This window comes from Paenibacillus sp. BGI2013, from assembly GCF_002843485.1.
GTDB lineage: Bacteria > Bacillota > Bacilli > Paenibacillales > Paenibacillaceae > Paenibacillus > Paenibacillus amylolyticus.
This window is the reverse complement of record NZ_PJFA01000005.1, coordinates 38,302-62,379: the sequence shown is the minus strand read 5'-3', so window position 1 is coordinate 62,379 and position 24,078 is coordinate 38,302. Positions and strand designations below refer to the sequence as shown.

The window sequence follows — 24,078 nt, the reverse complement described above, 5'->3', positions numbered from 1 at the left end:
TCAAGTTATTTTTTGCACATTTTCATATTTCATCCAGATAACGATAAAACCACAATAGAACTAACTGACCAAAATGGTATATTGGTCATTTTTGATTAAAAAAAATGGAGCCCTTCGTTATCTTCTTTTACCCTAACATTTCCAGTTCTAATCTTCAACAGTCCCAAAGTCATAGGACCTCAGGACAGGGATTAAGGTATAATTATGAATTCTTTAACAGAACCTGAATAACAGACTCCATCTCTAATGGAGCAACTGTCGTTTCATAACGGCCATGGATGTCCCCATTACGGTCAATCAGGAATTTGGTGAAATTCCATTTGATGCCGTCACCTTGATACAATTCTGGATGCTTCTCTTTCACAAAGGTGTCCATCCACTCTCCTTCCTTCGTGTCCAGATCATAACCTTGAAATGGCGCTTCTGTAGTCAGATAACGAAACACAGGATGCATCGATTGCCCAACGACCTCAACCTTCTCCAAAATCGGAAAGGATATCTGAAACTGACTTCTGCAATACTCAGCTACCTCAGCGCTACTACCAGGTTCTTTGTCGTTAAACTGGTTGCACGGGAACGCCAGAATCTCCAGCCCCTGATCACCATATTTCTCATACATCTGCTGAAGTTCACTGAATTGCCGGGAGTAGCTGCACCGACTTGCTGTATTCACAATAAGTAGCACCTTCCCTTTAAAAGCAGAAAAATCACCCTTGTGTCTATCCATAAACGGAACTTGGTAAGAAAATATACTCATCTGTATTCATCCTCCTCTTTCTCTTTTGTATCTCATATGAACTCTCTCTTGAGATGGATTATACACCTCCATTATTAATAGGTGAAATATATAATAAATATAATTTTAATAGCTTTTAACTATAGTATACGAAATAAAAAACTGCCCTTAGCAGTCACACACTGCATCTCGGACAGTTATCAAAATCATGATGTTAAATCACGCTAAACACATCGTTAACCCATAATTAAACCATATACAATGCCTGGTCCGTGTACCCCAATGGTTAAATCATTTTCAATATCGGAAGAGCGGCTTGGCCCGGAAATAAAGTGGATGCCTGCTGGAAGATTCTCTCTCCCCGCTTCGTCAAATCGATCCAGCGTCTCACCCAGTCTGGTGTGCAGTCGATCTACTGGAATAATGATGATGAGTACCGTAGGCAAGAGACTGACTGAACGACCTTTTTCCGGTGAAGAAAGTACAGTAACCGAGCCTGTGTATGCTGTTGCATAATCCGCCATGACCACACCGATATCAGCCTCAGCTGCCCGAGCCTTCCAGTTCTCATCCGCCTGACTATTCCAGACTGAGATCTGTACATCCGGAAGCTGCTCTTCCAATCCGAGATCCTGTAACGCCTGTTCATTCTGACGAATGATATACCTGGCACTCAGTTCATGAGACTTGTTGGCAATAAATTGAGATACTTCTTCCATGTTCTGAACCCGGGCAATGTGTGCGCCTACACTCACAAAGTTATCTGTAAATGCTTGAATACGCTTCTCTTCATCCCATTCCAGTTCAGTCCAAAAGTCGGGTGCTCCCCGAAAGGGTTGGGTCGGCGCATGGCGTTGCCTTGGTCTCCTCAATTTCGAAGCAATATCATTCATGAACTGCTCCTGTTTCTCCATGGACTTCTTCTCCAATTGTGCGAGCCATTGCTGATGTTCAGTGACCATGCTTATCCTCCCCTTCTTCTCGTTCACGAATAATCTGCTCCATACGACTGCGAACGGAAGAATCCATGGCCGGTTGCTCTTGGTTCAGTTCCTGATCCAGCTTGTTCCATTGTTGCCGGAAGGATTTCTTGGCGAGACTTGGGGCAACCCGATACTTGTTCCAGCCTTTGAGAGGACCCAACTTGAGAGAAATGCCGTTGTTGCGTACAACTGCCTTCTGCCCGATCTGTCCCAGGCGTATGGCCGCACTGAAACGTTTGGAATTGGATACAACAGCGGCAAATCCCTTCATGCCCATGCTTTCCATTTTGTTTCCATGGCCGTCTTCCACTTTACGCCTGCGTAAATAAACGAGCATATCATGCAATGGAATTTTAACTGGACATGCTTCATAACAGGCTCCGCACAGACTCGAAGCACCCGCAATATCGTTCCATTCATCAATGTTGCCATTAAGTGCAGGTGTCAGTACTGCGCCAATTGGACCACTGTATGTTCCACCGTAGGCATGACCTCCAATATGACGATATACTGGGCAAGCATTCAGACAAGCACCACAGCGAATACAATTCAGCAACTCCTGGAATTCAGGATCACCGAGCTGTAAGGATCGACCGTTGTCCACGATAATAATATGCATTTCATCCGGTCCATCCGCATCCGCTGTTCGGCGAGGACCTGTGATGCCTGACATGTACATCGTTAATTTCTGACCTGTTGCGGAGCGTGGCAACAAGGTTGCCATGACCTCCAGATCCGTCCACGACGGGATGATCCGCTCCATGCCCATCAGTGTAATCTGCGTTTTTGGAACAGTGGATACCATACGGGCATTGCCTTCATTTTCGAACAAAACCATGGAACCCGTCTCTGCAATTGCAAAATTGCAGCCGGTCATGCCGATATCTGCTTCGAGGAATTTCTCACGCAGCTTTTTGCGAACAAATCCAGCAAGTACCGTTGTGTCCGGCTCCAGAATTTCACCCGCTTCCTTCGATAACAACTCTGCAATCTGGTAGCGGTTCTTATGGATGGCTGGAATGACAATATGAGAAGGGGCTTCACCTGCCAACTGTATGATGTATTCACCCAGATCGGTCTCAATGGCTTCAATGCCCGCCGACTCCAATACATGATTCAGGTGCACTTCCTCCGACACCATCGATTTGGACTTCACCACCGTAGAAGCCTGCTTGTGCGCCGCAATATCCAGCGCAATCGCCGCTGCTTCCACCGATGTATCTGCAAAATGAATATGAACCCCGTTCGCACGGGCGTTATTCACAAATTCATTCAGGTAATAATCCAGATACGCAATCGTGTGCAAACGAATCTGACGGCCACGTTCCCGCCATTCATCCCAGTTTCCATGTTCTTCTGAGGCAGATTTCTTCCCGTTACGCAAACGTTCTGTCGTGAATTTGACTGCTTTTCGCAGAAAATCATCATTCAAGGCCAGTCCGGCACGTTCTTTGACCGTAGTATCCATAACTCCCGGTTGGCTCATCCTGTTCGCACCCCCTCATACAGTAGTTCCGCCAGATGCATCACACGCACCGGTTCATTCCGATAACGCAGATTACCTGCGATATTCATCAGACAGGCCATGTCCAGCCCCACCAATACTTCGGCTTGTGTCTCTTTGACATGATCGACCTTCTCCGTCACCATCGCTCCTGAAATATCGGACATTTTGATGGCAAACGTGCCCCCGAACCCGCAGCAATCCTCAGCAAATGGGAGCGGAACCAATTCCAGACCTTTTACTTGAGAGAGCAGCGCCATCGGCTCATCCTTCACACCAAGCAGACGGCTACCATGACAGGATGGATGATAGGTTACTTTGTGCGGAAAATGTGCGCCCAGATCGGTTATCCCGAGCACCTGAACGAGGAATTGAGTAAACTCATAAGCTTTGGCTTCCAATCGTTTTGCCTTCTCCAACCATACTGGTTCATCCGCGAACAGCTCGGGATAATGATGAATCATATACGTACACGATCCCGAAGGACATACCACAAAATCACTGTCGTCAAACGCTTCAAGAATCGTTTTGGCCGCTACCCGAGTCTCATCCCAGTACCCGCTATTGTAGGAAGGCTGACCGCAGCAGGTCTGCACCGGCGGAAAATCCAGCCGAACGCCATGAGCGGCGAGCAATCTGACCATGGCCTCCCCCACTCGGGGATAGATGGCATCGCTGAGGCAGGTAATGAATAAGGAGACCTTCATAATTACACGCTCCTATTAACTGATTAGTAGATGAATTGACTAAGAATATTTACACTGGACACTCCGTTTCGTGTAAATGTTTAGTTCAATTTATATAGATAAAATCCAAAAAATTAAACCGTGATGATATCAATATCGTATCCGCTCAAACGTTCTGTCTGTTCAGCCTCCAATGGCTGATTGGTAACGATCGTATGGACTGCATTTAACCCGGATACTCGGGCAAAAGCACGTACACCAAATTTACTGGCATCTGCAAGTAAGATGACCTGATCGGATATGCCAACCATCTTCTGCTTCAGCCTTGCCTGGAGTTCATTGGATTCACTGATTCCTCCACCTTCGAGATGTACACCTTTGCACGACATGAACATTTTATCCACGTGATACGTTTCCAAAGAACGCTCCGCCAGCGGCCCAACAAAAGACAACGAGCGAGATGCCAACTGGCCCCCTGTTGAGATGACCTCAACCTTGTCACGGTTGCTGAGTTCAGTAGCGATTTGGATCGAGTTGGTTAAGACCGTCAGCGGGAAATCCGGCATATTCGCTGCCATATAACCTGCCGTTGTGCTCGCATCCAACAGAATGCGATCACCCGGATTAATCATCGCCAGAGCCGCTTGTGCAATCCGTTTTTTCTCTTCCGCATGGGTTGTCTCCCTGATCCGGTAAGGGATCTCCGGTTGATCTTCCTTCACACTTACTGCACCACCGTGAGACCGGCGCAGTCGTCCTGCCTGTTCCAGCCGATCCAGATCCCGCCGGATCGTTTCCTCCGTCACCCGGCAGCGCTCACTAAGCTCGGATACACGCATACTGCCCTTTACATTCACCATCTCCACAATCCGGTCATACCGCTCGGCTGCCAGCATGTTACACCTCACTCCCCGCTTGTGAATTAGATGAAGCCGTCACACGCAGAAATCTGCCATAAGCATCTTCCCAGATTGATCCGTCCTGCGGCTCATACACAGTTACCGGAAATGAATCACGAATGGCCTTACGAGCTTCCCAGATATCTTTAAAAGCTCCGCTCGCCATCCATTGCACAGCCATATTCCCGATGGCACTTCCCTCTGCTGGACCCGCCCATACCGGCTTACCAATGGAATTTGCAGTCCACTGACATAACAGGCGGTTCTGGATGCCTCCACCGACCATATGCAATCCGTTGAACGCCTGACCCGACAATTGCTCCGTCCATTCCAGAACTCTTCTATACTTCAATGCAAGACTCTCCAGAATTGCCCGGGCAATAGCCCCCTGATCCTCTGGTACCACTTGCCCTGTATCACGGCAATACTGACGTATACGGGTCGTCATATCTCCTGCTGGCATGAATAGTTCATCATCCGGATCAAACAAACTGGCAAATGGAGGTGCTTGTTCCGCCTGCGCCAATAACGCATCATAGCTAATTCCCTGCCCCTGGCGCTCCCACTCCCGCATGCTTTCCTGCAAAATCCATAGTCCCATAATGTTCTTCAGCAGACGGAATGTTCCGCCCGCCCCGCCTTCATTCGTGAAGTTCAAGGCCAGACTCTGGCTACTTATCGCAGGATGATCTATCTCCGTACCCATCAGGGACCAGGTTCCACAGCTCAGATAAGCAAATGAACGTTCCGTTGCAGGAACAGCCACAACGGCTGAACCCGTATCATGCTCCGCAACAGCGATCACGGGAATCGGGGACAATCCCAGATCGTTACAGATACTGCTTCGCAATTGTCCAACACGGGTACCTGGCAGCACGGCTTTACCAAACAGTTTCTCCGAAATACGAATATGCGCCAGCAACTCACTATCCCACTGCCCCGCTGATGGATTGTATAATTGTGTTGTGGTTGCATTGGTGAACTCATTCACCGCTTCCCCTGTCAGGAAATAACGTAGCAAATCCGGAATCATGAGAAAACGCTCTGCTTCATGAAGTAACGGGGAACCGCTGCGTTGAAGCGTTGCCAATTGATACAAAGTATTAAAGCTAAGAAACTGAATCCCTGTACGTTCGAAGATTCGCTGAGAGGTCAGCTCTTGCCGTACCTGATCCATCATGCCGTTAAACTGTGTATCACGGTAATGATACGGGTTACCAAGCAACTCACCATTACTGCCAAGCAAACCAAAATCAACGCCCCAGGAATCGATCCCCAGGCTCTCTGGCTTTTCTCCCTGCTGTTTCACCAAGGTAAGCCCCTGCAACAATTCATGATGCAATCGCAGAATATCCCAGTGCATCCGCTCGCCAACCTTCACTGGTTCATTCTTGAACCGATGAATTTCGCTTGTTTCGATCCCACGATCATTCAGATGTCCCAGTAGCGCTCTCCCGCTCCCAGCGCCCAAATCATAAGCCAGCACACTCACCGCGCTTCACCAACCTTTCGAACCAATCCTATTTTCCAAACCGTATCACTTGATTCAGTCCGTAACCCTGTACTTTATTCTGCATTTGTTGTTTGTTTGTTTTTGTTTAATACTGTTTAACTTTATTTTACGAGTATATCACCATTGTAAGCGTTTGAATACCCTTCGGTTTTTCTTTCTTTTGGGTATAGCAAAAACGACTCTCTCCCACCTGGGAGGAGCCGCAGTTCTTTTTTTACGTATAAAATTGACCTTTGCTTACCCCCGACTGGGGTTGTACATCTCTCTCAAAATGCTTGAAACGTGTCCCCTGATACGTCAGCATCCCTCGATCATTTTCCACCATCATACCATAATGGTTTCCGCCAACAATCAGTTCAGTGCGCTCCCCATTGTCGAATTCAAATGTAACATAATACCGGGTAGTCGCACTGCTATCGCCGCTTCCACCTGAGACTTCCGTTCGTTTAGCCACCACTGTTGAGTGCAGGGTTAACAAGGTTGCTGCGTTATTTGACATCCCTGAGCGTATGCCTGAAAAAATAACAAAAACAATGACTCCCGCAATGATGAGAAATATGGCACCAATGAAAATCGAAGCAAATGCATTCATTGCAGCAAACTCACTAAATCCCGAAAAAAAACCACCCTGATTGCCTTCAAAACCTGGTACTCCATTCATGTCGTCAAACACACCAAAGCCATCTACGCTTAATCGGCCCATCGATGAGGACACGCTTGTTAACGCCATTCATCATCGTTCCTTTCCCCTTGCAAAAATAAGATGCACCGCCCCCACGCAAGGAAGGCGGTGCATGCAGACAACCCGTTCTGCCTTGTCCATATACTATATGAACCAGATCAGGAATACAGACGTTCAAGTTCGTCGACCAGACTGCCGACATAAGCAACCGCAGAGCGAATCGGCTCAGGTCCGGACATATCCACACCCGCAAGCTTCATTAACTCCTGTGGTGTGAGACTTCCACCAGCTTTGAGTGCATCAAGCCAGCGATCTACCGCAGGCTGTCCTTCTTCACGAATCTGCTGTGCAGCCGCTGTGGAAGCCGTCAAGCCTGCCGCATAGGTATACGGATATAGTCCCATATAATAATGAGGCTGTCTCATCCACGTGAGCTTGGCCCCTTCATCAATTACCAGATCAGGTCCCCAGAATTCGGAAAGGATGTCTCCCTTGAGTTGACTTAACGTCTTCGCCGTAATGGGCTCATCATTGGTTGCGCGTGCGTACACCCTGCGCTGTAATTCACCTTCCAGCAGATGTGTAACGAAGTTATGGTAATACGTGTTCAACAATTGCAAAATGACCCAGCGACGCATTCTCGGATTATCGGAACGCTTCAATAGATGATCGGCCAGAAGCATTTCATTCATGGTCGACGGCGCCTCAATGAAATAAAGAGATGGCCGTGTATTCGTGAGCCGTTGGTAACGTCCCGCAAGCATGAAGTGGCCTGCGTGCCCCACTTCATGGGCAAGTGTAAATGCTCCGCGCATATTGTTCGCCCATGAAATTAAGATATAAGAGTGTGAACCATATATAGAGGAGCAAAATGCCCCTGTGGATTTGCCTGCGTTATCTGCGTAATCCACCCAGCGATCACTGAATGCGCGCTCTACGATCTCGCCGTACTCCGGCCCAAGCACATCAAGTGCTTCTCGAATGAGTATGCACGCCTCATCATATGTAATGGCAGGGCTAAATTCAGGATCAAGCGGCGCCTTCAGATCACAAAACATCAGTTTGTCCAGACCCAGCTCACGTTTCTTGAGAGCCGCCAGTCTGCGCATATGAGGTGCGAGTTCCTGCTGGATAATATCCAGAATATTATTGTACATCTCTTTGCTCACTTGCTGTGGGCTGAGAAGCATATCTGTAACATCGTCGTAACCACGCAGCCTGGATAAAACAACCTGTTTCTTCACTTCGGTTGCATAACCTTCTGCAAACGTATTTTTGTAATCATTTAATGTCGAGCTGAATGCAGCATAAGCAGAACGGCGCAGCTTTGTATCAGACGACATCTCATAATTATTTTCATAAAATGACCAGGATAACGGACGATTATTGTCCTCTCCATCGAGAGCATCGTCAAACGTCATGTCTGCCAGTTTACCGCGCAGATAGATACGGTATGGCGAATCCAGTACCTCTCCTAATGAAGCGAGTACCTTCTCGGTCTCGGGCGTAAGCCGATGTTCTTTTTCTCGAATCAAACGCTCCAAACTGCGCGCATACGGCTCCAATCCCGGAAGTTCTTCAAGGTAACGTTCAACGGTTCCCTCCGGCAGATCAACGATCTCCGAATTGACAAAAGACAAGGACGAAGACAGATTTGATAGGATATCTCCTGCCTTGGCTGAATTCTCAATATTCACCGGATTGGTGCTGTCCTCTGACTGCTTCAGTCGAGCATAAGAAGCCGTCTTGCCGATCCGCTCCTGCAAAGCTTCACGCGCATCTAGACAAGCCAGTAATTGTTCAGCCCCTTCGCCCAGACGTCCTTTGAACGTTTCGATCTGGGTAGCAGCCTGAGGAAGTGATCGAAGCTCCTGCTCCCACTCTACATCGGTTACAAACAAGTCTCTCAGATCCCAAGTGGTTTCTGGGTTTACCTCAGCACGTGTACGTATTTTTTCCATCTTTAGTTGTCATCCTCCTTGCATTTTCCAATATCTCTCATCGTATCATATTCCAGTTCAAGGGAGTATAGATTGGACTAAAGATTATTCACACTTACCACTTCGATGACAGAACAACCTTCCGATCGCTGTTATCCCCAGATTTTTTGATTCCCCTTTTTCAAAGGTGAAAATCCGGGGATAAAGGCGAACGCTCCGCTTCTTCAGGTTCTTTCTGTCCTCTACGTTCTCGTGTGAATGTTTAGTTCCATCTATATAAAAGGGGTATTTAGGATAAAGGCCAGTATATGCTTGCGATGTAGCTTTCTTTCAGAAAGCTTTTAGCTACGCTTCTTCAAACTATTTCTGTCCTCTACGTTTCGTATAAACTTTTGCTCATGTGACCATGGTCTGAAAGTAACTAAAAAAACCGCCGGGTAATGGAAGAATCCATTTACCCGGCGGTTCATTATAGAACTTACTTATTTAGCTTCTTAGAACTTACTTATTTAGCTTTCTTTCCAAATTACATTTTCACCATAGTTTTTACCCCAATTATACATCGCGTGCAGGACGGGCATCAGGCTTTGACCGTGATCTGTCAACGTATATTCCACCCGAGGTGGTACCTCTGCATACACCTTGCGCTCAATCAGTTTGTCTTCCTCCAGCTCACGTAACTGGTTGGTCAGCATCTTCTGGGTAATATGAGGGATTAGGCGTTTCAGCTCACTGAAACGTTTGGTGCCTTCCAGGCCCAAGTGCCACAAAATAATCAGTTTCCACTTGCCACCGATCACCGCAAGGGTCAATTCCTTCTCACAGTTGATTTCTTTCAGATTAATCCGTTCCTTCACTTCGGACGCCATGGCTCCGAGCCCCCTCATCTTCAATCTTATATCGCGTATATTACGCATATCACGGGGACACTTCACACGAGGTAAGTTTTCCGCTCCATGCATGATGTAATAAGTACATTCATTCGATACAGCTATCTATTAATTCTACTACAGCCTGGTCGGGATGCAAAGTTTAACTGTAAATCACGGATAAAACCTATACAGATGAATGATTATGTATCGCAGAAAAGACCAGAACCCTTCATAATCAAAGGATTCCGGTCTTTCATCTATTCACTATTCCAGGTTCGCGTGGCGGCCAAACATATCCGCTCCGGTCATACCCTTCATTTCCATCATCGTAAGGATGAGAGCATCCATGCCGATTAACAGTCCTTGTTCGAACAACGAGCCCATCGGCTGAATGGTTACTGCCGCTCCGGAAGTTGCTGTGTCCTCTTTGGCTGAAGCCGGGAGACGTACTACCGTAGTTGCCAATTTCCCAATCGTGGACTCTGGCTTAATCGTAATGAGACCTACAGGCGCACCAGCTTGACTAGCCTTTTGAGCCATGGCCACCAGACTGCCTGTCTCTCCTGAGCCAGAGCACAGCAAGAGGAAATCTTTCGAGCTGATCCCAGGTGTTACGGTCTCGCCCACCACATATACACGAAGCCCCATCTGCATCAGTCTCATGGCAAAAGCCTTCCCCATAAGTCCTGACCGGCCTGCTCCTGCTACAAAAATCTGTTCCGCAGCCAGAATGTGCTCAGCCATCGCTTGCATCTCTGCATCGTCGATCTGGCTTAGCGTACGTTCCAGCTCCTTCAAGATGTCAGCTGCGTACTGTGTTTTGCTCATCTGCTTACCCTTGTTTAACGAGACGTTGCATTTCAGCTGCAACTGCCGCTTTGTCTGCTTGTCCTGTGATACCGCCGCCTACAATAACCAGATCCGGTTGTGCTTTGATTACTTCTGGCAATGTTTCCAGCTTAATTCCACCAGCGACAGCCGTTTTAGCATTTTTCACAGCAGCTTTGATCGTTTGCAGATCTTCGAACGGGCTTTGTCCTTCAGCTTGTAGATCATAACCTGTGTGTACACAGATGTAATCTACGCCAAGCGCATCAATTTCACGAGCACGTTGTTCCAGGTTAGGCACGTTGATCATGTCTACAAGAACTTGTTTGTTTTGTTTCTTCGCTTCTGCTACTGCACCTTTGATCGTACTGTCATTGGTTGCCCCAAGCACAGTGATCAGATCCGCACCAGCTTCAGCTGCTTTCATGATTTCATAACCACCAGCGTCCATGATTTTAAGGTCTGCAAGAACTTGCAGATTAGGGAATGCTTCTTTCATCGCTTTTACCGCGTGCAAACCTTCATTAATAACGATTGGAGTACCAATCTCAACGATATCAATATATTGTTCAACCTCTTTAACCAATGCGATACCTTCAGGGATATTTACCAAGTCAAGCGCCAATTGCAATTTCATCATTTATTTCTCCTTTGTTGTTCAAGTATGATTCGTTCCTGAAAAAATAATAATCAGATATTTAGCCTGCACCAATTGGTCTGTTCAGATGCATGCAGTGTTTGTTTTGGCTACTCACTCATTGTAGACCCTGACTATCCATTCAGGAAGTACGCACTTTGAAGTGGGGTAGTTACTTGGGGGATACTATTGATAATTATCCGTTGTTAGGTGAATCAAATATAAAATTAATCCTCTATTCCAATCCACATGCTTACAGCAGAACAGCAGCCCAATCATCCAATTATATATTCAATATAAAAGACCCCGCCACATGGCAGGGTCTTTATCTTTATCTTTATCGTTTCATTTTCAATCCAGCCAAAGCTGGTTTAGAAATTTATCATTTTACAGATATACAGGTTTCACGCATACCGGCTTGGATACACCTGTGCTGTGACCAGTGTATTTCAGACGTCCGCTCTCCTGATCTACCGTGAATGTCACGAGGTTGTTGGTATCGCGGTTAGCTGCGATCAGCAATTTGCCGTTAGGTGTCAGCGCAAAGTGACGCGGGTGCTCACCTTCTGCAGATACATGCTCAACCAGTGTCAGGTGACCTTTGTCTGCATCTACTGCAAATACAACGATGCTGTCATGTCCACGGTTAGAACCATATACATAACGTCCATCATTGGAAACCGTGATTTCGGCTGTTGTATTCTCTTTGCCATCATATCCATCAGGCAGTGTGGATACAGTAGACAATTCAGTCAACGTGCCCGCTGCTGCATCATATTTGAACGAAGTAATGGAAGAATCCACTTCATTGATGACATATGCGAACTGACCATTCGGGTGGAACGCCAAGTGACGTGGGCCTGCTCCCGGATGTGTTTTGGTTTCACTGTGCAGCACAAGTTCATTTTTGTCTGCATCAATAGAATAGATCGCGATGTTATCTGCGCCCAGATCCTGTACCATCATGTATTTACCATCTGGGCTGAAGAATGCGGAGTGAACATGTGGCTTGTCCTGACGTTCAGGATGCGCACCTTGTCCATCATGTTTCTTCTCGTCCAGAAGCACTCCAACTTCACCGTTATCCGTCAAGGCTTGCAGACCTACCAGACCACCGTGGTAGCTGGAGAGGATCAAGTATTTGCCGGAAGGATCACGCTGGATATGACATGGTGGAGCTGAAATGGAGTCATTCCGGTTCAGCAACGTTAATTTTCCTGTAGAAGGATCAATGCTCAGAGCTACAGCTTCAGACATTTTGTTGCCTTCAGCTGACGCTGTTTCACCAATCGCATACAGTTTGTTACCTTCAGCATCCACGTTGACAAACGTTGGGTTTTTCACACCAGCGATGCCGTCAAGCTTGGACAAGCTGCCTGTATCCTCATTCAATTCATATGCATAAATGCCCTCATTTTCCGCTTCGGCGTAAGAGCCAGCAAGTACGAGCAAGCGTTTTGATTCACTCATTACAGTTTCCTCCTCTATGTGTATGTAATCTTGTTGCACCTCTTCTATAATAAATCTGCCATATCAAAATAGCAATCCGCTGTCGCTGCACATCAGGGAAATCCTTAGTTAAGCAAGGCGATTACTACACATCATCATACTGAAATCCATTCATATGAGATGCATCTTCTGCTATGATAAGATAGGTTTTTCATCCAGAAGGGACTGAATTGCATTGCTTCACTCATTTTTACTCACCTTATACCATGTGTTCTTGCCGATATCACTTCCCGTAATCGGAGGTATTCTGTTAAAACGCTTCAAGAATTGGGATACCCGGTCGCTCTCGACCTTTTCCCTTTATATTTTGAGCCCTGCGCTCATCTTCAATACATTGCTGCATGCAGAGATTACCTGGACGGATGTCACCAGCACGTTCTGGTTCTCTATTATTAATCTGATTGCTCTGTGGGCACTCGCCGAGCTGTTAAGCCGGATTTTCCGTCTGGGTGCAAGCGAAAAAGCGGGTCTCACCCTCGTCTCCACGTTTACGAACTGCGTGAATTACGGGCTCCCGCTTGTACTGCTTGCCTTTGGTCAGCTTGGACTGGACAAGGCTTCGGTCTACGTCATTGGACAGATGATCATTGTTAATACGGTAGGTATCTTTTTTGCCGCGAGATCCGAATTCACGGTGAAAGATGCGATCCTTTCCGTTTTCCGCATGCCATCCATCTATGCTGCTGGCATCGCCATTGCGCTACGTGCATCCAATCTGAGCCTGCCTGAAGCGCTGGATGGAGGGATCTCCATGCTGGCTGCGGGCTACTCTCCTGTCGTTCTCGCTATTCTGGGAGCACAGATGCTCAGACCAAAAGGTGCAACGGTACCTTGGTTGCCCAATGTACGCCGAGCTTTCTGGACCGGGCTTGTGGTCCGTCTCGCAGCTGCGCCAATCCTGTCCTGGCTGATACTGACCGCGCTTCAGGTCGAAGGTACATTGTTCAGTGTACTGCTGATCCTCGCATCGATGCCGACCGCAGTGAACGCTGTTATTTTGGCTGAACAGTTCAATGCTTCTCCGCAGTTTGTATCCCGCTGCATTCTGTGGACCACCGCTGCATCCATGTTGATGCTACCCATTATGATTGTGATGGCTTCCTGATTAATACCGGAGGTGATACCGAAGCGATATCCGCTTGTCGGCGTTTCTCCAGCCGGCGTTCATAACGCCGGTTGAGCGCTCTGACGTAGAAGAATTTCACGACAAAGTACGAAATCACACCCAGAATGACACCAAATACGGACATGCCTGCCAGAATATCCAGTCCACCAAGCAACAATTCACTCACAGCCGACCAGTTACCGCGAAACAGCTCCATGAATGCACTCTCATGTACCGGTCCCTGTCCCATGCTGTGAGCAGGCAATATCCATGAGCCAATTTGTTTCGCGAGCGGCATCAGGATAATAGGTAAAAACGTAAGTTTCCCGATCACATTACCAACAATGGCTGCTGGCACCGAACCCCCAGACAGTCGCACAATCGGATAAAATACGAGATAGATCAGGGAAGCCGTCGAGATCACGATCAGTTCCAGTCCGAACCCTATGGCAAATCCGGTAGATACTTTATGGGCACCTCCGGGAGCACGTAACAATTTGAGAAAATTCAGCTTCATAACACGTGTTAAACGTACCCAGCGGTTAGTCTTGCGCTTCTGTGTGTTCATACCGAATTACTCCTTATTTTACACAAATGACAACTTGAATTGTCTATTCTTCAGTATATCACACCGCGTTAGCACCTGTAGTAACAACGACCGGCTGTGTCTCCATCTGGACATTACCTGCAACCGCTCGGGAGATCATACAGGAGGATTCAGCCTTATGCGCCAAGCGCTCAGCCTTGGTCAGATCCGCCTCAGAGGCATCTGCGCTGAGCACAATCCGGGGTCTATGTACGATCCGTTCGTACGTAAATACGTTATTCGTAACATCTACCGTTGCTTCCGATTCAAGCGTTAATTCATCCGGCGTAATATCCGAACGCTCCAGCATCGCTGCCAGCGTGATCAGGTAACAGGTGGAGGCTGCACCCAGCAGCATCTCGTCCGGGTTAGTTCCCGTACCGGGTCCGCCCATCTCCTGCGGAATCGATATGACCGTTTTTAATCCACCTGCATCGATTGTTCCCTCACTGTTACGCCCACCATTCCATACCGCTTTCAGATGAAAAGGATGTTTCATGACATTCATTCCTTTCTTGTTTACACACGTATACACGTAATATTCTGCTCAATCAATGCGCTAACGTGCTCTTCATCTACACCCTGATCTGTAATCACTTTGCCCACACTGCTCATCTCAGCAACTCTGGTAAACGCCTGTATGTTAAATTTGCTGGAATCTGCAAGTAGAATGACCTCATCCGCAATATGGATCATTTTCTGCTTCACCAAGGCCTGTAATTCATTGGATTCACTGATGCCTTTGGTCAGATGCACCCCTTTGCATGACAAAAACACTTTATCAACATGATAGGCATCAAGCGAACGTTCCGCCAGCGGTCCTACAAAAGACAGTGACTTCGAAGCCAGCTGCCCACCTGTGGCAATCACACGAATCTGCTCCTTGTTACTCAGCTCTGCGGCGACCTTAATCGAGTTGGTTAATACCGTCAGTGGAATGTTTGGCAATCCTGCCGCCATATACCACGCCGTTGTACTTGCATCCAAGGCGATCCGGTCGCCGGATTCCACCATTTTCACCGCTTCGATTGCAATTCTGCGTTTCGCTTCTGCATGGGCTACAGCCCGTTCGGGATACGGAATCTCCGACTGTAATTCATCCTTGTATTTTACGCTGACCGCCCCGCCATGGGACCGTCTGAGCCTGCCCGCCTGTTCGAGCTTGTCCAGATCACGACGAATCGTCTCTTCCGTCACCCCGCAGCGCTCACTAAGTTCGGTCACACGCATGCTGCCTTGCGTATCCACCCATTCCACTATTTTCTCATACCGTTCAGCTACGAGCATATTCCTTCACTCCAAACCGTTGATTATCCAGTTGATCCTGTTCATCCATCATACCACAGAGCGATGACAAGGAGAATTTGGACCATGTGCAAAAAGAGGGAGCTTTCGCCCCCTCCATTCCAGTTCTGAAGTGTATCTTATTTATCTTCTGCCATAGGGAACCAGCCTGGCGTGTGGATGATTGCATTCCACAATCCGTCAGGGATAACCAGACGCTCCTGATCCGATTTGGTCAGAATCGTCTCAATATCTTCTTCCCGTCCGCTCTCGATTTTCTCAACCCAATCCGGTTCAATAATCAGCTCACGTCCAATGGCAAGCAAAGGTACTCCCGTTTGAAGCGCCTCAGCGGCCTGATCAGCCGTATGAATTGAACCTACGCCAATAACAGGCAGTTTACCGTTCACACGATCCAGAATGAATTCCATTCTCGAACGCGTATCTGCTTCGCCACGTCTTGGCTTGGACCAGAACTCGTTCACAGAGACATGAAGGTAATCCAAGTTTTTATCTTTAAGCGCATCCACCAGTGCATACGTATCTTCCATTGTGAGTCCCGGTGTTTCCGGTTCTTCCGGAGAGAAACGGTAACCAATGATGAACGGCAGTTTGGTATGTTCGGCAACCACTTTCTGAATCTCATCTACTACAGCAAGCGGGAATGTCAGACGTTTCTCTACACTTCCGCCCCAACGATCTTCACGTCGGTTGGAATGCGGGGAGAAGAATTGCTGGATCAGATAACCATTAGCACCGTGAATCTCAACACCATCAAAGCCGGCTTCGATTGCACGACGTGTCGCTTCACCAAAGTCTTTGATAATCGAAGTAATCTCGGCATCCGTCAATTCTCTTGGTTCAGGAGATCCTGGACGCTCACTTGCAACCGCACTAGGAGCAACCACTTGACCCACAGGTACAGCTTGTTCAGGAGTCAGACGGCCCGCATGGAAAATTTGCAATACGGCTACGGAGCCTTGTTGTTTAATGGTCTCAGCCAGTTTTTTCAGACCAGGAATGAAGCGGTCGTCATAAACACCAAATTGAGCTGGGAAACCAATGCCTGTCTCTGTTACATGCCCTACAGCCGTAATTGACATGCCCGCACCACCGGTGCGACGTGCATAATAAGCAAGTTCAGCGTCGGATATTGTACCATCAGCATTCGAGGACATATGAGTCATGGGAGCGAGCACGATTCGGTTTTTCAGTGTAATGCCAGTCGGTAGTGAAACTTGTTCAAACATCTGGTTAAACTTTGGATTCATTCGTGGTTCCCTCCTGATTATAAATATCTCTTTTAATAGATATATGAATATATGCGTTCACTTACTGTAATGATTATAGTTACGTTTCACTGCAATTGCAACTTTTCATTTTCAGAAAGGAAAAAAAGAGCAGAGTGTCTCCAGACTCTCAGCCCTCTTCATTTTCTTCACATCATCCAAAAGATACTCAGAAACTCCGAACGTAAGCCAGCTTCTGATCCATCTCTTCTACGCATTCGTAACAATCGTGTTCATCGTTGGCGACCATTGGGGTTACTGGATACAGATTCATCTCTGTACTGTTATACGATTTCAATAGCGGTAACAACTGAGTCACCCGTGTATTTGCCGGGTCAAGCCAGGTGTTGATCTCTTCTTCGGAAAGGATCGCTGGCATTTTACTGCCAAACTCACGTGTAACCATGTTTGCGCCTGTCATAAGCATCGTGCAGGTACGAAGCGGCTCTTTCCGTGTATCTCTCCACACCTCATATAACCCAGCAATACCGAACAGGCCACGATCCGGCATAACAACACGAACCGCATAACTTTTTTTGCCCTCTTGCCGCCAGTAATATAATCCATTGCAGGGAATAACGCAGCGCTTGGTCTCTACCAGTTTGTAATAGGAAGGATTCTCATGCACCGTCATGAGATTTGCGTTAACGGCATCACGACCCCAGAATGGAATGAACCCCCACCGGAACTCATCCAGTACACGCTCACCATCCTGATGCAAAATAATCGGCGTATGCTGGGTTGGACTGATATTGTATCGGTTTTTGTAATAATACATCACTCGCTGAATCTTGAAATGATCTCTGACATCGTCCAAATCGGCTGCCAATGAAAAACGGTTGCACATGTTCAAGCACTACCTTTCCCTATGAGAAGTTGAACGTATTGTTTGTAATTTTAGGGAAATTATTCATGAACATTGAACAGGAAATGACTTATTTTGACACCATTAGGGTCGGATCAAGATATATTTCATGTTTTTCACGACAAAAACAACGACCTCGGACTCATTTCAACTCCAATATTACTTGTTACTATAATAGAGAATAAAATACATTTATTGGAGGTTTTAAGTATGAAAAGGAAGATTTTGATGAGCATCATGTTGTTCTCAGCGATTGCGATGTTTGGCAGTACCATCTATGCGGCAACCTTTCTGACCTACGGTTACCCCAGCACCACCATCCCCATTCGTACGTATAATTACGCCTCCGCATGGCAGACTCCCATGGACGCATCCCTTACCAACTGGAACAATGCAGGTGCCAAAGTTAAATTCACCAAAACAAGTAACTCCCCAAACACCATCACCGCAGGAAACTTCAATAATACAGCATATGGTGTCAACTACGCCTCCGTATCCGGCAGTCAGGTCGTAAGCTTCCGCATCGAACTCAATGCATCCACGATCACCCCTGACGCGACCAACTTATCCAACTTCATTCAAAGCGTATTTGTCCACGAACTCGGACACTCCATCTGGCTCGGTGACAACCCGACAACAAGCAGTCCTTCCATTATGTCTTACTCCCGCAACCGCAATTCCATGACCCAACCCCAAACTTTTGATATCAATAACGTAAAATCCAAGTACTAATCCGCTACGAACTTATTCCAAAAATCCAAGGAGGATTCCTGTCCATGAACAAAAATCGAGTATTAACGCTGCTTCTCTCTTCCATTTTCATTTTATCTGCTGTTGGATGTTCTTCTGTTACACCTACCGCGTCCCCATCCGATGCACCCATGACCATTATTGCTTCTGAAGATTACCCGAGTTATGCCAGCATTGGTGACCTGTCCGAGAGAGCAAATACCATTGTGAAAGGCAGTGTTGTTGAGACTCGTGTGGAAGCTTTAAACGATATCGTACAAGTTACCGATGCTGCCAATGAAAACGAGTTAAACCCCGCGTCCGATCCAGGCGGAGAGCCAGCTTCTTTTGACAAAATCTATACGATCCACACGATTCAGGTCGCTGAATCCTATAAGGGCGGTTACACTGCCGGGGAAAAACTTGAAGTGAAGCAACTTGGCGGACAACTAGGCAACACCGAGATTATTAATGATGACAACCTCAAGCTGATTCCTACCAAAGACTATGTACTCTTCCTGGAAACGTATGAAGACACCCCTGCCAGCCTGCTCAACTCCGTTCAAAGTCTCTACGTGATCAAACCTGCCTCCAAGTCGAATCAGCCAGGTCAGCAACAATCACAGTCAGAAGTCATTGTGAGCGCAAACCCCGAGAATGACCTCACACTGCAACTGGAGGATCTGCAAGAAATTCAGAACGAACAAAAGAGCGAATAAACTCTTATACGGTAATCACACTGTTATTTCATCTCCGTACAGGCAGCTAATCCCCTCTACTGTTCAGTCCTACATAAGAATATGAAAACCGTGCTGCTCAGCAAACTGGGCGGCACGGTTTTTTGAAGTTCCTTATTTAGACGGTGTATTAAGTCCAATAATCCATTCAGCCAGATCCTGTGTCTGTTTCAACAAGGCGATCGGATCACGGAACCAGGATTGCTCTTCCGTCCATATGTACACATTTCCATTTTTGATAGCAGGCAATGAACCCCAGATCGGATCTGCCTGAAGGTCCTTCAACTGAGACTTGCTGGTCAGCACAATGTAATCTCCAGCGTATTTGGAGAGCAGTTCTATGGAGAATTCATGATAGGCGCCCTGCATCAACTCGGATGGAATGTTTTTTGGTGCTTGCAAACCAAGCAATTCATAGATGTTACGCCCTCCCCGGCCCGACTGATTGCCAAAAATGAAGACTTGGCGATCATATTCCTGCATAACGGAGAATGTAGCATCAGCTGGAACAACACTCTGCACCTCCTGCTTGATTTTGGCAATCTCCTCATCAAAATCAGCCAGCCACTTCTCTGCTTCCGCTTCTTTGCCAAGGACTTTACCGAAATAGTTCACTTCGTCCTTGAGTGTCGGAAAAGTGATGGATGCGATCGAAACGGTCGGAGCAATCTTGCTATATTTCTCATAAGCCGCCTTGTCCGGATTCAATGTAATAATAAGATCAGGTTCCAGCTCCATCAATTGTTCAACGGAATCCCCTATCGTTCCAAGACCATCCATGTGACCTTCCAGATAAGGACTGTTCATCAGAAATTGGCCTCCACCAATCGGTTTGACACCAAGAGCAAGCACCGTTCCCAGATAATCTATGGCAGCAACTCGCTCGGGATGTGCAGGAATCTCTACCTCACCAAAGGTCGTATTTACCATTTGGGTTTCCACGACTGCCGGTTGTTCGGGTTCAGCCGCAACTTCGGATGTTTCTGCCCCCTGCTGGGCTGTTCCACAAGCACTCAATGTGAGTACAAGCGCAAGCGACATAATCGCTGATTTAAAATGGTTAAACATGTTGATTTCCTCATCTCCCTTATATTGATAATGATTATCATCATCAATTAAAGGATAACGTTCATCCCCTCCTGTTACAATGGATTGATTTGTTGCATTTAATGTACTTTTTGAAACTGATTTCGAGTTTTCCTGCTGCTTCAACCGATATTGCCCCGGTGTTATACCGATCTCTTTTTTGAATATACGATTGAAATAAAACGGGTCCATATAACCCACATACGCAGCAATCTCCTGTAATGAAGCTTCTGTGGACGCAAGCAGACTCTTTGCCTCACCCATTCGTAACCGAATCACATATTCTGTCGGTGTACATCCCGTCTGTTCCTTGAATTTGCGTGATAAATATTGCGGACTGTAACTCAAGGACTGGGCAAGCAAATCAAGTGAGATCGATTCCCGGTAATGAGCTTTGATATATCGCAAAACCTGATCGGTAAGCGAAGGCTGTTCAAATTCGTTAGACATGCGACTCCGCTGTAACAAGACAAGCTGTACCAGTTGAAAAAAATACACTTTGACCTGAATTTTGCCCACTCGCTCCTGCCCTGACCAGCATTCATGTATATTCCGCACAAGCTCACGCAGCTCAAGTGTATGATCCGGCACTGTCGCCCAGGACTCTTCAAACGGATTACGCTGGTTCAACATCATTCGGTACTCCACAAGCACATTGGAGGGCAAGGTTGATTTGTACAAAATCAGATGTACCTCCATAACCCCTGTCGCTTCAAGTGTCAGACGTCTTCCTTTTCCCCCATGCAGCAGCAAGAACTGGTTTGTAGTCCATACCTCTTCATCCAGCCAGACCTGCCCCCTGCCTTGAACATACACAAATGCACTCGTCGGTAACACATAATTGCGTATGAACTCGTGTGTTGCGAGTGATATAAGACGCACATCTAGCACGCGAACCTGTACCTGATCCCACAGCTTGATGTCATTCTGAATTCCCATATAAACTCCCTCTCCTAAGCGCTCAAACATGCACAATACCCTGGCATTGTGACTAAAAACCCACCTATAATTGATAATGATTATCAATTATAGCAATGATGGAACCATCTTAGAAGCCTACCTCCATTTTTGTTAGATGCCGCAGAATAAAAAACGGTCGAAATCCCTTATAGAGAGATCTCAACCGTTCTAAAATTATGGCCTTATTATGTTTTGATAAAGTCAGCTGCCCTTCTCTACTCGATAAATGACAGTAAATACCCGTATCTTTCTTCCTCCATCTTGTCTAACGGAATAAACCGGATCGATGCACTGTTAATACAGTAACGTTTGCCGCCGCGATCTTCGGGACCATCATCGAACACATGACCGAGGTGGATGTCACCTGCCCGGCTTCGTACCTCCGTGCGTTCCATCCCAAAGCTCGTATCCGTTGTATAGGTAACAACCTCAGGTACAATCGGCTTTGTAAAACTCGGCCACCCGCAACCGGAATCGTACTTATCCCGGCTGGTGAATAACGGCTCTCCCGTTGCAATATCCACATACAGACCGGGCTCCTCATTATCCCAGTATTCGTTACTGAACGCATGCTCCGTATCATTGTTTACCGTGACCGCATACTGTTCGTCTGTTAATCGTTCCTTTAATTGTTCATCTGTTGGACGTGGATATTGAGCGGGATCAATTCCAATCTCCAGGTCATTCAGGACAGTCATATCAATGTGACAATATCCGTTCGGATTTTTTTCCAAATAATCCTGATGGTACTCCTCCGCCAAATAATAATTCTGCAGAGGCATTACTTCCGTTACAATGGGTTGGTCATATTTTTCTTGCTCTGCCTCTACAGCCTGCTCGATGATTTTGGCATCTTCAGGCAACGTATAATATATGCCAGTCCGATACTGAATGCCACGATCATTGCCCTGCTTATTCAAGCTGGTAGGATCAATAACTCGAAAATAAGATTCAAGCAATTTCTGCAAAGATACTTGCTGCGGATCATATTTTACATGAACGGTCTCTGCAAACCCCTGGTCCCCGCGGATAACATCCTCATAGGTTGGATTCTTTCCTTCACCGTTGGCATAACCGGAAGTCACATCCTGAACCCCCGGAATACGAGCCATATATGCCTCCACACCCCAGAAGCAGCCTCCTGCCAAGTACAGGTTACTCAGGTTTTCCTCAGAGACACTCGATGCCTTGACAGGTTGAGTGGATATCGAAGATGAAGCTGAATGGCTCTCAGCCCTGTTTCCACAAGCAGACACAACTATCGCTATAACAAGGAGGCACAGGCCCAGCAGCGTCCTTTTCATGACACTTCCTCCTTTCTCACAAAATCTCTTGTAATGACTCCATGATCTGTTCATTGGATGCATGCCCTGGCTGCGATTTCGTTAAAATACCATCAGAGCCAATATAAAAGGAACTAGGATATGCTCTTACGCCAAATTTCTTGGCCCATACACCTTTCTCATCCAAAAGAACAGTTATGTTATCATACGGCTGTTGGTCAAACCATTCGGTAAACGCTTGGGAGGATTTCTCTCCTTTGTAGTCTGGCGTCACAATCGTAATGACTTGAAAATCATTGTTTTGACCAGCCAAATTGTTCAGGTCTTCCAAACCCGCAAGACAGATGGAACACCAGGAAGCCCAGTATTTCACATACACTTTCTTGCCTTGAACATCAGAAAGTCCAACCGTGTTTCCTTTCAGATCACGCAATGAAAATTCAGGAGCCGTCTCTCCCTTGTTCATCATGGTTGACGAACTCATATCGGATGTTGATGCTGGGGTTGATGATGACCCCGTTTGTTTTGTATCTGTTTGCTGTGATCCACATGCGCTCAAGATCAATAGTACTCCAGTGAATACGATTACAGATACCATCCATTTCCGTGCCGTCTTCATACCAAATTCCTCCAATGATTATTGAAACCAGGTCACTAAGCTGTTTAGCCGGTCTGTCATTAACAATAGTCCCATGATAATAAGAATACAGCCGGAAGTTATTTTGATGACGCCCATGTACCTGTATAAACGACGTATCCGCTTCATAACATATTCCGAAAAAACAGACAGAATCAGAAAAGGAATCGCTAACCCAAGGGTATACAGGAACATGAGAAACCCGCCATACAGTGGAGAGCCTTCTCCTGCGGCGATACCAAGAATGGCCGCGAGCACAGGCCCGATACAAGGCGTCCAGCCAAAACTAAACGTTAGACCCAACAGGAACGCTCCGACATCCCCTCCCCGTTTGGCTTGATTGTTTGACAGCTTTCTCTCCCGTTCCAGCCAGGATAGTCGGATCAACCCGGTTTGATAAATCCCAAAAAGCACTACGATGGCTCCGCAGATCGCAATAAACACAGGACTTGAGATCAAATTACCAACGATGCCGGAACCAAAACCGAGTAAAACAAATACCAGGGACAGCCCAAGAACAAATAAAAATGTCCGCAAAACAAGTGTGGACCGCAACCGATCCGAAGTGGTGTCGGACTGCTGCTGATTCGTACCGTTGACCATGCTTCCGGACAGATAAGACACGTATACCGGGATCAGCGGCAGAATACATGGCGCAAAAAACGATAACAATCCTGCACCAAAAACACCGAAAAGGAATACTAAATCACTGGTCAAGTCATTCACCA

At 46.8% G+C, this 24,078-nt stretch carries 24 protein-coding genes; 3 read left to right on the top strand and 21 right to left on the bottom strand.

From position 1 onward, the window contains the following. Positions 1–202: 202 nt before the first annotated feature. From CXK86_RS14250 to CXK86_RS14195, 12 genes are all read right to left on the bottom strand, one after another. Complete coding sequence (locus CXK86_RS14250) at positions 203–757, bottom strand: glutathione peroxidase (protein WP_101313900.1); 555 nt, start codon at positions 755–757, stop codon at positions 203–205. A gap of 215 nt (positions 758–972) precedes the next feature. Further along, entirely contained in the window at positions 973–1,698 is a 726-nt protein-coding gene (locus CXK86_RS14245) for a LutC/YkgG family protein (RefSeq protein WP_101313899.1), read from the bottom strand. Continuing rightward, positions 1,688–3,205, bottom strand: coding sequence for a LutB/LldF family L-lactate oxidation iron-sulfur protein (locus CXK86_RS14240; protein ID WP_101313898.1), 1,518 nt, complete (start codon positions 3,203–3,205; stop codon positions 1,688–1,690). The genes CXK86_RS14245 and CXK86_RS14240 overlap by 11 nt, the downstream gene beginning before the upstream one ends. Then, positions 3,202–3,930: a (Fe-S)-binding protein gene (locus tag CXK86_RS14235; protein ID WP_017688927.1), complete on the bottom strand. Its 729-nt coding sequence runs from the start codon at positions 3,928–3,930 to the stop codon at positions 3,202–3,204. Before CXK86_RS14235 ends, CXK86_RS14240 begins: the two co-directional genes overlap by 4 nt. Positions 3,931–4,043: 113 nt before the next feature. Next, positions 4,044–4,805: a DeoR/GlpR family DNA-binding transcription regulator gene (locus CXK86_RS14230; protein ID WP_101313897.1), complete on the bottom strand. Its 762-nt coding sequence runs from the start codon at positions 4,803–4,805 to the stop codon at positions 4,044–4,046. Position 4,806: 1 nt separating this feature from the next. Next, complete coding sequence (locus CXK86_RS14225; protein WP_101313896.1) at positions 4,807–6,300, bottom strand: rhamnulokinase; 1,494 nt, start codon at positions 6,298–6,300, stop codon at positions 4,807–4,809. 235 nt (positions 6,301–6,535) lie between these two features. Then, complete coding sequence (locus CXK86_RS14220; RefSeq protein WP_257467852.1) at positions 6,536–7,036, bottom strand: DUF2500 domain-containing protein; 501 nt, start codon at positions 7,034–7,036, stop codon at positions 6,536–6,538. Positions 7,037–7,161: 125 nt separating this feature from the next. Then, complete coding sequence (pepF, locus tag CXK86_RS14215; protein WP_101313895.1) at positions 7,162–8,964, bottom strand: oligoendopeptidase F; 1,803 nt, start codon at positions 8,962–8,964, stop codon at positions 7,162–7,164. 488 nt (positions 8,965–9,452) lie between these two features. Further along, positions 9,453–9,812, bottom strand: coding sequence for a winged helix-turn-helix transcriptional regulator (locus CXK86_RS14210; protein WP_036608849.1), 360 nt, complete (start codon positions 9,810–9,812; stop codon positions 9,453–9,455). 267 nt (positions 9,813–10,079) lie between these two features. Next, the gene (gene hxlB, locus CXK86_RS14205; protein ID WP_047842632.1) at positions 10,080–10,643 is read right to left on the bottom strand and encodes a 6-phospho-3-hexuloisomerase; all 564 of its coding nucleotides are present in this window, start codon (positions 10,641–10,643) and stop codon (positions 10,080–10,082) included. A gap of 4 nt (positions 10,644–10,647) precedes the next feature. Beyond that, positions 10,648–11,280: a 3-hexulose-6-phosphate synthase gene (hxlA, locus tag CXK86_RS14200; protein ID WP_036670570.1), complete on the bottom strand. Its 633-nt coding sequence runs from the start codon at positions 11,278–11,280 to the stop codon at positions 10,648–10,650. A 387-nt stretch (positions 11,281–11,667) separates the two neighbouring features. Next, positions 11,668–12,750 (bottom strand): lactonase family protein, encoded by a 1,083-nt coding sequence (locus tag CXK86_RS14195; protein ID WP_101313894.1) that lies wholly within the window; start codon positions 12,748–12,750, stop codon positions 11,668–11,670. A gap of 214 nt (positions 12,751–12,964) precedes the next feature. Between CXK86_RS14195 and CXK86_RS14190 the strand changes: the two genes are divergently transcribed. After that, a complete protein-coding gene (locus CXK86_RS14190; RefSeq protein ID WP_047842630.1) occupies positions 12,965–13,894 on the top strand; it encodes an AEC family transporter in 930 nt (309 codons plus the stop codon). Here CXK86_RS14190 and CXK86_RS14185 read toward each other — a convergent pair. The 5 genes from CXK86_RS14185 to CXK86_RS14165 all read right to left on the bottom strand — a co-directional run bounded on the left by CXK86_RS14185 (position 13,872) and on the right by CXK86_RS14165 (position 17,900). Then, positions 13,872–14,462 (bottom strand): DUF2062 domain-containing protein, encoded by a 591-nt coding sequence (locus CXK86_RS14185; protein ID WP_074094725.1) that lies wholly within the window; start codon positions 14,460–14,462, stop codon positions 13,872–13,874. The two genes, CXK86_RS14190 and CXK86_RS14185, sit on opposite strands and share 23 nt — an antisense overlap. Positions 14,463–14,520: 58 nt before the next feature. Next, a complete protein-coding gene (locus tag CXK86_RS14180) occupies positions 14,521–14,979 on the bottom strand; it encodes an OsmC family protein (protein WP_074094724.1) in 459 nt (152 codons plus the stop codon). A 20-nt stretch (positions 14,980–14,999) separates the two neighbouring features. Next, complete coding sequence (locus CXK86_RS14175) at positions 15,000–15,767, bottom strand: DeoR/GlpR family DNA-binding transcription regulator (protein WP_101313893.1); 768 nt, start codon at positions 15,765–15,767, stop codon at positions 15,000–15,002. A gap of 137 nt (positions 15,768–15,904) precedes the next feature. Then, on the bottom strand, positions 15,905–17,035 hold the full coding sequence (locus tag CXK86_RS14170; protein WP_076249620.1) for an NADH-dependent flavin oxidoreductase: 1,131 nt from the start codon (positions 17,033–17,035) through the stop codon (positions 15,905–15,907). A gap of 187 nt (positions 17,036–17,222) precedes the next feature. Then, the gene (locus CXK86_RS14165) at positions 17,223–17,900 is read right to left on the bottom strand and encodes an SOS response-associated peptidase (RefSeq protein ID WP_036608866.1); all 678 of its coding nucleotides are present in this window, start codon (positions 17,898–17,900) and stop codon (positions 17,223–17,225) included. Positions 17,901–18,128: 228 nt separating this feature from the next. On the opposite strand from CXK86_RS14165, the gene CXK86_RS14160 reads away from it, so the two are divergent. Together CXK86_RS14160 and CXK86_RS14155 are read left to right on the top strand one after the other, a co-directional pair. Next, positions 18,129–18,650, top strand: a complete 522-nt coding sequence (locus CXK86_RS14160) for a zinc metalloprotease (RefSeq protein ID WP_101313892.1) — start codon at positions 18,129–18,131, stop codon at positions 18,648–18,650. 44 nt (positions 18,651–18,694) lie between these two features. Next, complete coding sequence (locus CXK86_RS14155) at positions 18,695–19,366, top strand: hypothetical protein (protein ID WP_101313891.1); 672 nt, start codon at positions 18,695–18,697, stop codon at positions 19,364–19,366. A gap of 132 nt (positions 19,367–19,498) precedes the next feature. Here CXK86_RS14155 and CXK86_RS14150 read toward each other — a convergent pair whose 3' ends face one another. From CXK86_RS14150 to CXK86_RS14135, 4 genes are all read right to left on the bottom strand, one after another. Next, complete coding sequence (locus tag CXK86_RS14150; protein WP_180361763.1) at positions 19,499–21,409, bottom strand: AraC family transcriptional regulator; 1,911 nt, start codon at positions 21,407–21,409, stop codon at positions 19,499–19,501. A 236-nt stretch (positions 21,410–21,645) separates the two neighbouring features. After that, entirely contained in the window at positions 21,646–22,734 is a 1,089-nt protein-coding gene (gene msrB / locus CXK86_RS14145; protein WP_101313889.1) for a peptide-methionine (R)-S-oxide reductase MsrB, read from the bottom strand. Positions 22,735–22,750: 16 nt separating this feature from the next. Further along, positions 22,751–23,332 (bottom strand): redoxin family protein, encoded by a 582-nt coding sequence (locus CXK86_RS14140; protein WP_101313888.1) that lies wholly within the window; start codon positions 23,330–23,332, stop codon positions 22,751–22,753. Positions 23,333–23,350: 18 nt separating this feature from the next. Beyond that, the gene (locus tag CXK86_RS14135) at positions 23,351–24,076 is read right to left on the bottom strand and encodes a cytochrome c biogenesis CcdA family protein (protein WP_257467851.1); all 726 of its coding nucleotides are present in this window, start codon (positions 24,074–24,076) and stop codon (positions 23,351–23,353) included. Positions 24,077–24,078 lie beyond the last annotated feature (2 nt).

Coding starts and splice junctions, on each gene's coding strand:
- pepF (WP_101313895.1), bottom strand. CDS start 8,964: ATGGAAAAAATACGTACACGTGCTGAGGTAAACCCAGAAACCACTTGG.
- CXK86_RS14235 (WP_017688927.1), bottom strand. CDS start 3,930: ATGAAGGTCTCCTTATTCATTACCTGCCTCAGCGATGCCATCTATCCC.
- CXK86_RS14195 (WP_101313894.1), bottom strand. CDS start 12,750: ATGAGTGAATCAAAACGCTTGCTCGTACTTGCTGGCTCTTACGCCGAA.
- hxlB (WP_047842632.1), bottom strand. CDS start 10,643: ATGAGCAAAACACAGTACGCAGCTGACATCTTGAAGGAGCTGGAACGT.
- CXK86_RS14150 (WP_180361763.1), bottom strand. CDS start 21,409: ATGGGAATTCAGAATGACATCAAGCTGTGGGATCAGGTACAGGTTCGC.
- CXK86_RS14245 (WP_101313899.1), bottom strand. CDS start 1,698: ATGGTCACTGAACATCAGCAATGGCTCGCACAATTGGAGAAGAAGTCC.
- CXK86_RS14210 (WP_036608849.1), bottom strand. CDS start 9,812: ATGGCGTCCGAAGTGAAGGAACGGATTAATCTGAAAGAAATCAACTGT.
- CXK86_RS14160 (WP_101313892.1), top strand. CDS start 18,129: ATGAAAAGGAAGATTTTGATGAGCATCATGTTGTTCTCAGCGATTGCG.
- CXK86_RS14175 (WP_101313893.1), bottom strand. CDS start 15,767: ATGCTCGTAGCTGAACGGTATGAGAAAATAGTGGAATGGGTGGATACG.
- msrB (WP_101313889.1), bottom strand. CDS start 22,734: ATGAAAAGGACGCTGCTGGGCCTGTGCCTCCTTGTTATAGCGATAGTT.
- CXK86_RS14240 (WP_101313898.1), bottom strand. CDS start 3,205: ATGAGCCAACCGGGAGTTATGGATACTACGGTCAAAGAACGTGCCGGA.
- CXK86_RS14180 (WP_074094724.1), bottom strand. CDS start 14,979: ATGAAACATCCTTTTCATCTGAAAGCGGTATGGAATGGTGGGCGTAAC.
- hxlA (WP_036670570.1), bottom strand. CDS start 11,280: ATGAAATTGCAATTGGCGCTTGACTTGGTAAATATCCCTGAAGGTATC.
- CXK86_RS14170 (WP_076249620.1), bottom strand. CDS start 17,035: ATGAATCCAAAGTTTAACCAGATGTTTGAACAAGTTTCACTACCGACT.
- CXK86_RS14185 (WP_074094725.1), bottom strand. CDS start 14,462: ATGAACACACAGAAGCGCAAGACTAACCGCTGGGTACGTTTAACACGT.
- CXK86_RS14165 (WP_036608866.1), bottom strand. CDS start 17,900: ATGTGCAACCGTTTTTCATTGGCAGCCGATTTGGACGATGTCAGAGAT.
- CXK86_RS14230 (WP_101313897.1), bottom strand. CDS start 4,805: ATGCTGGCAGCCGAGCGGTATGACCGGATTGTGGAGATGGTGAATGTA.
- CXK86_RS14250 (WP_101313900.1), bottom strand. CDS start 757: ATGAGTATATTTTCTTACCAAGTTCCGTTTATGGATAGACACAAGGGT.
- CXK86_RS14140 (WP_101313888.1), bottom strand. CDS start 23,332: ATGAAGACGGCACGGAAATGGATGGTATCTGTAATCGTATTCACTGGA.
- CXK86_RS14155 (WP_101313891.1), top strand. CDS start 18,695: ATGAACAAAAATCGAGTATTAACGCTGCTTCTCTCTTCCATTTTCATT.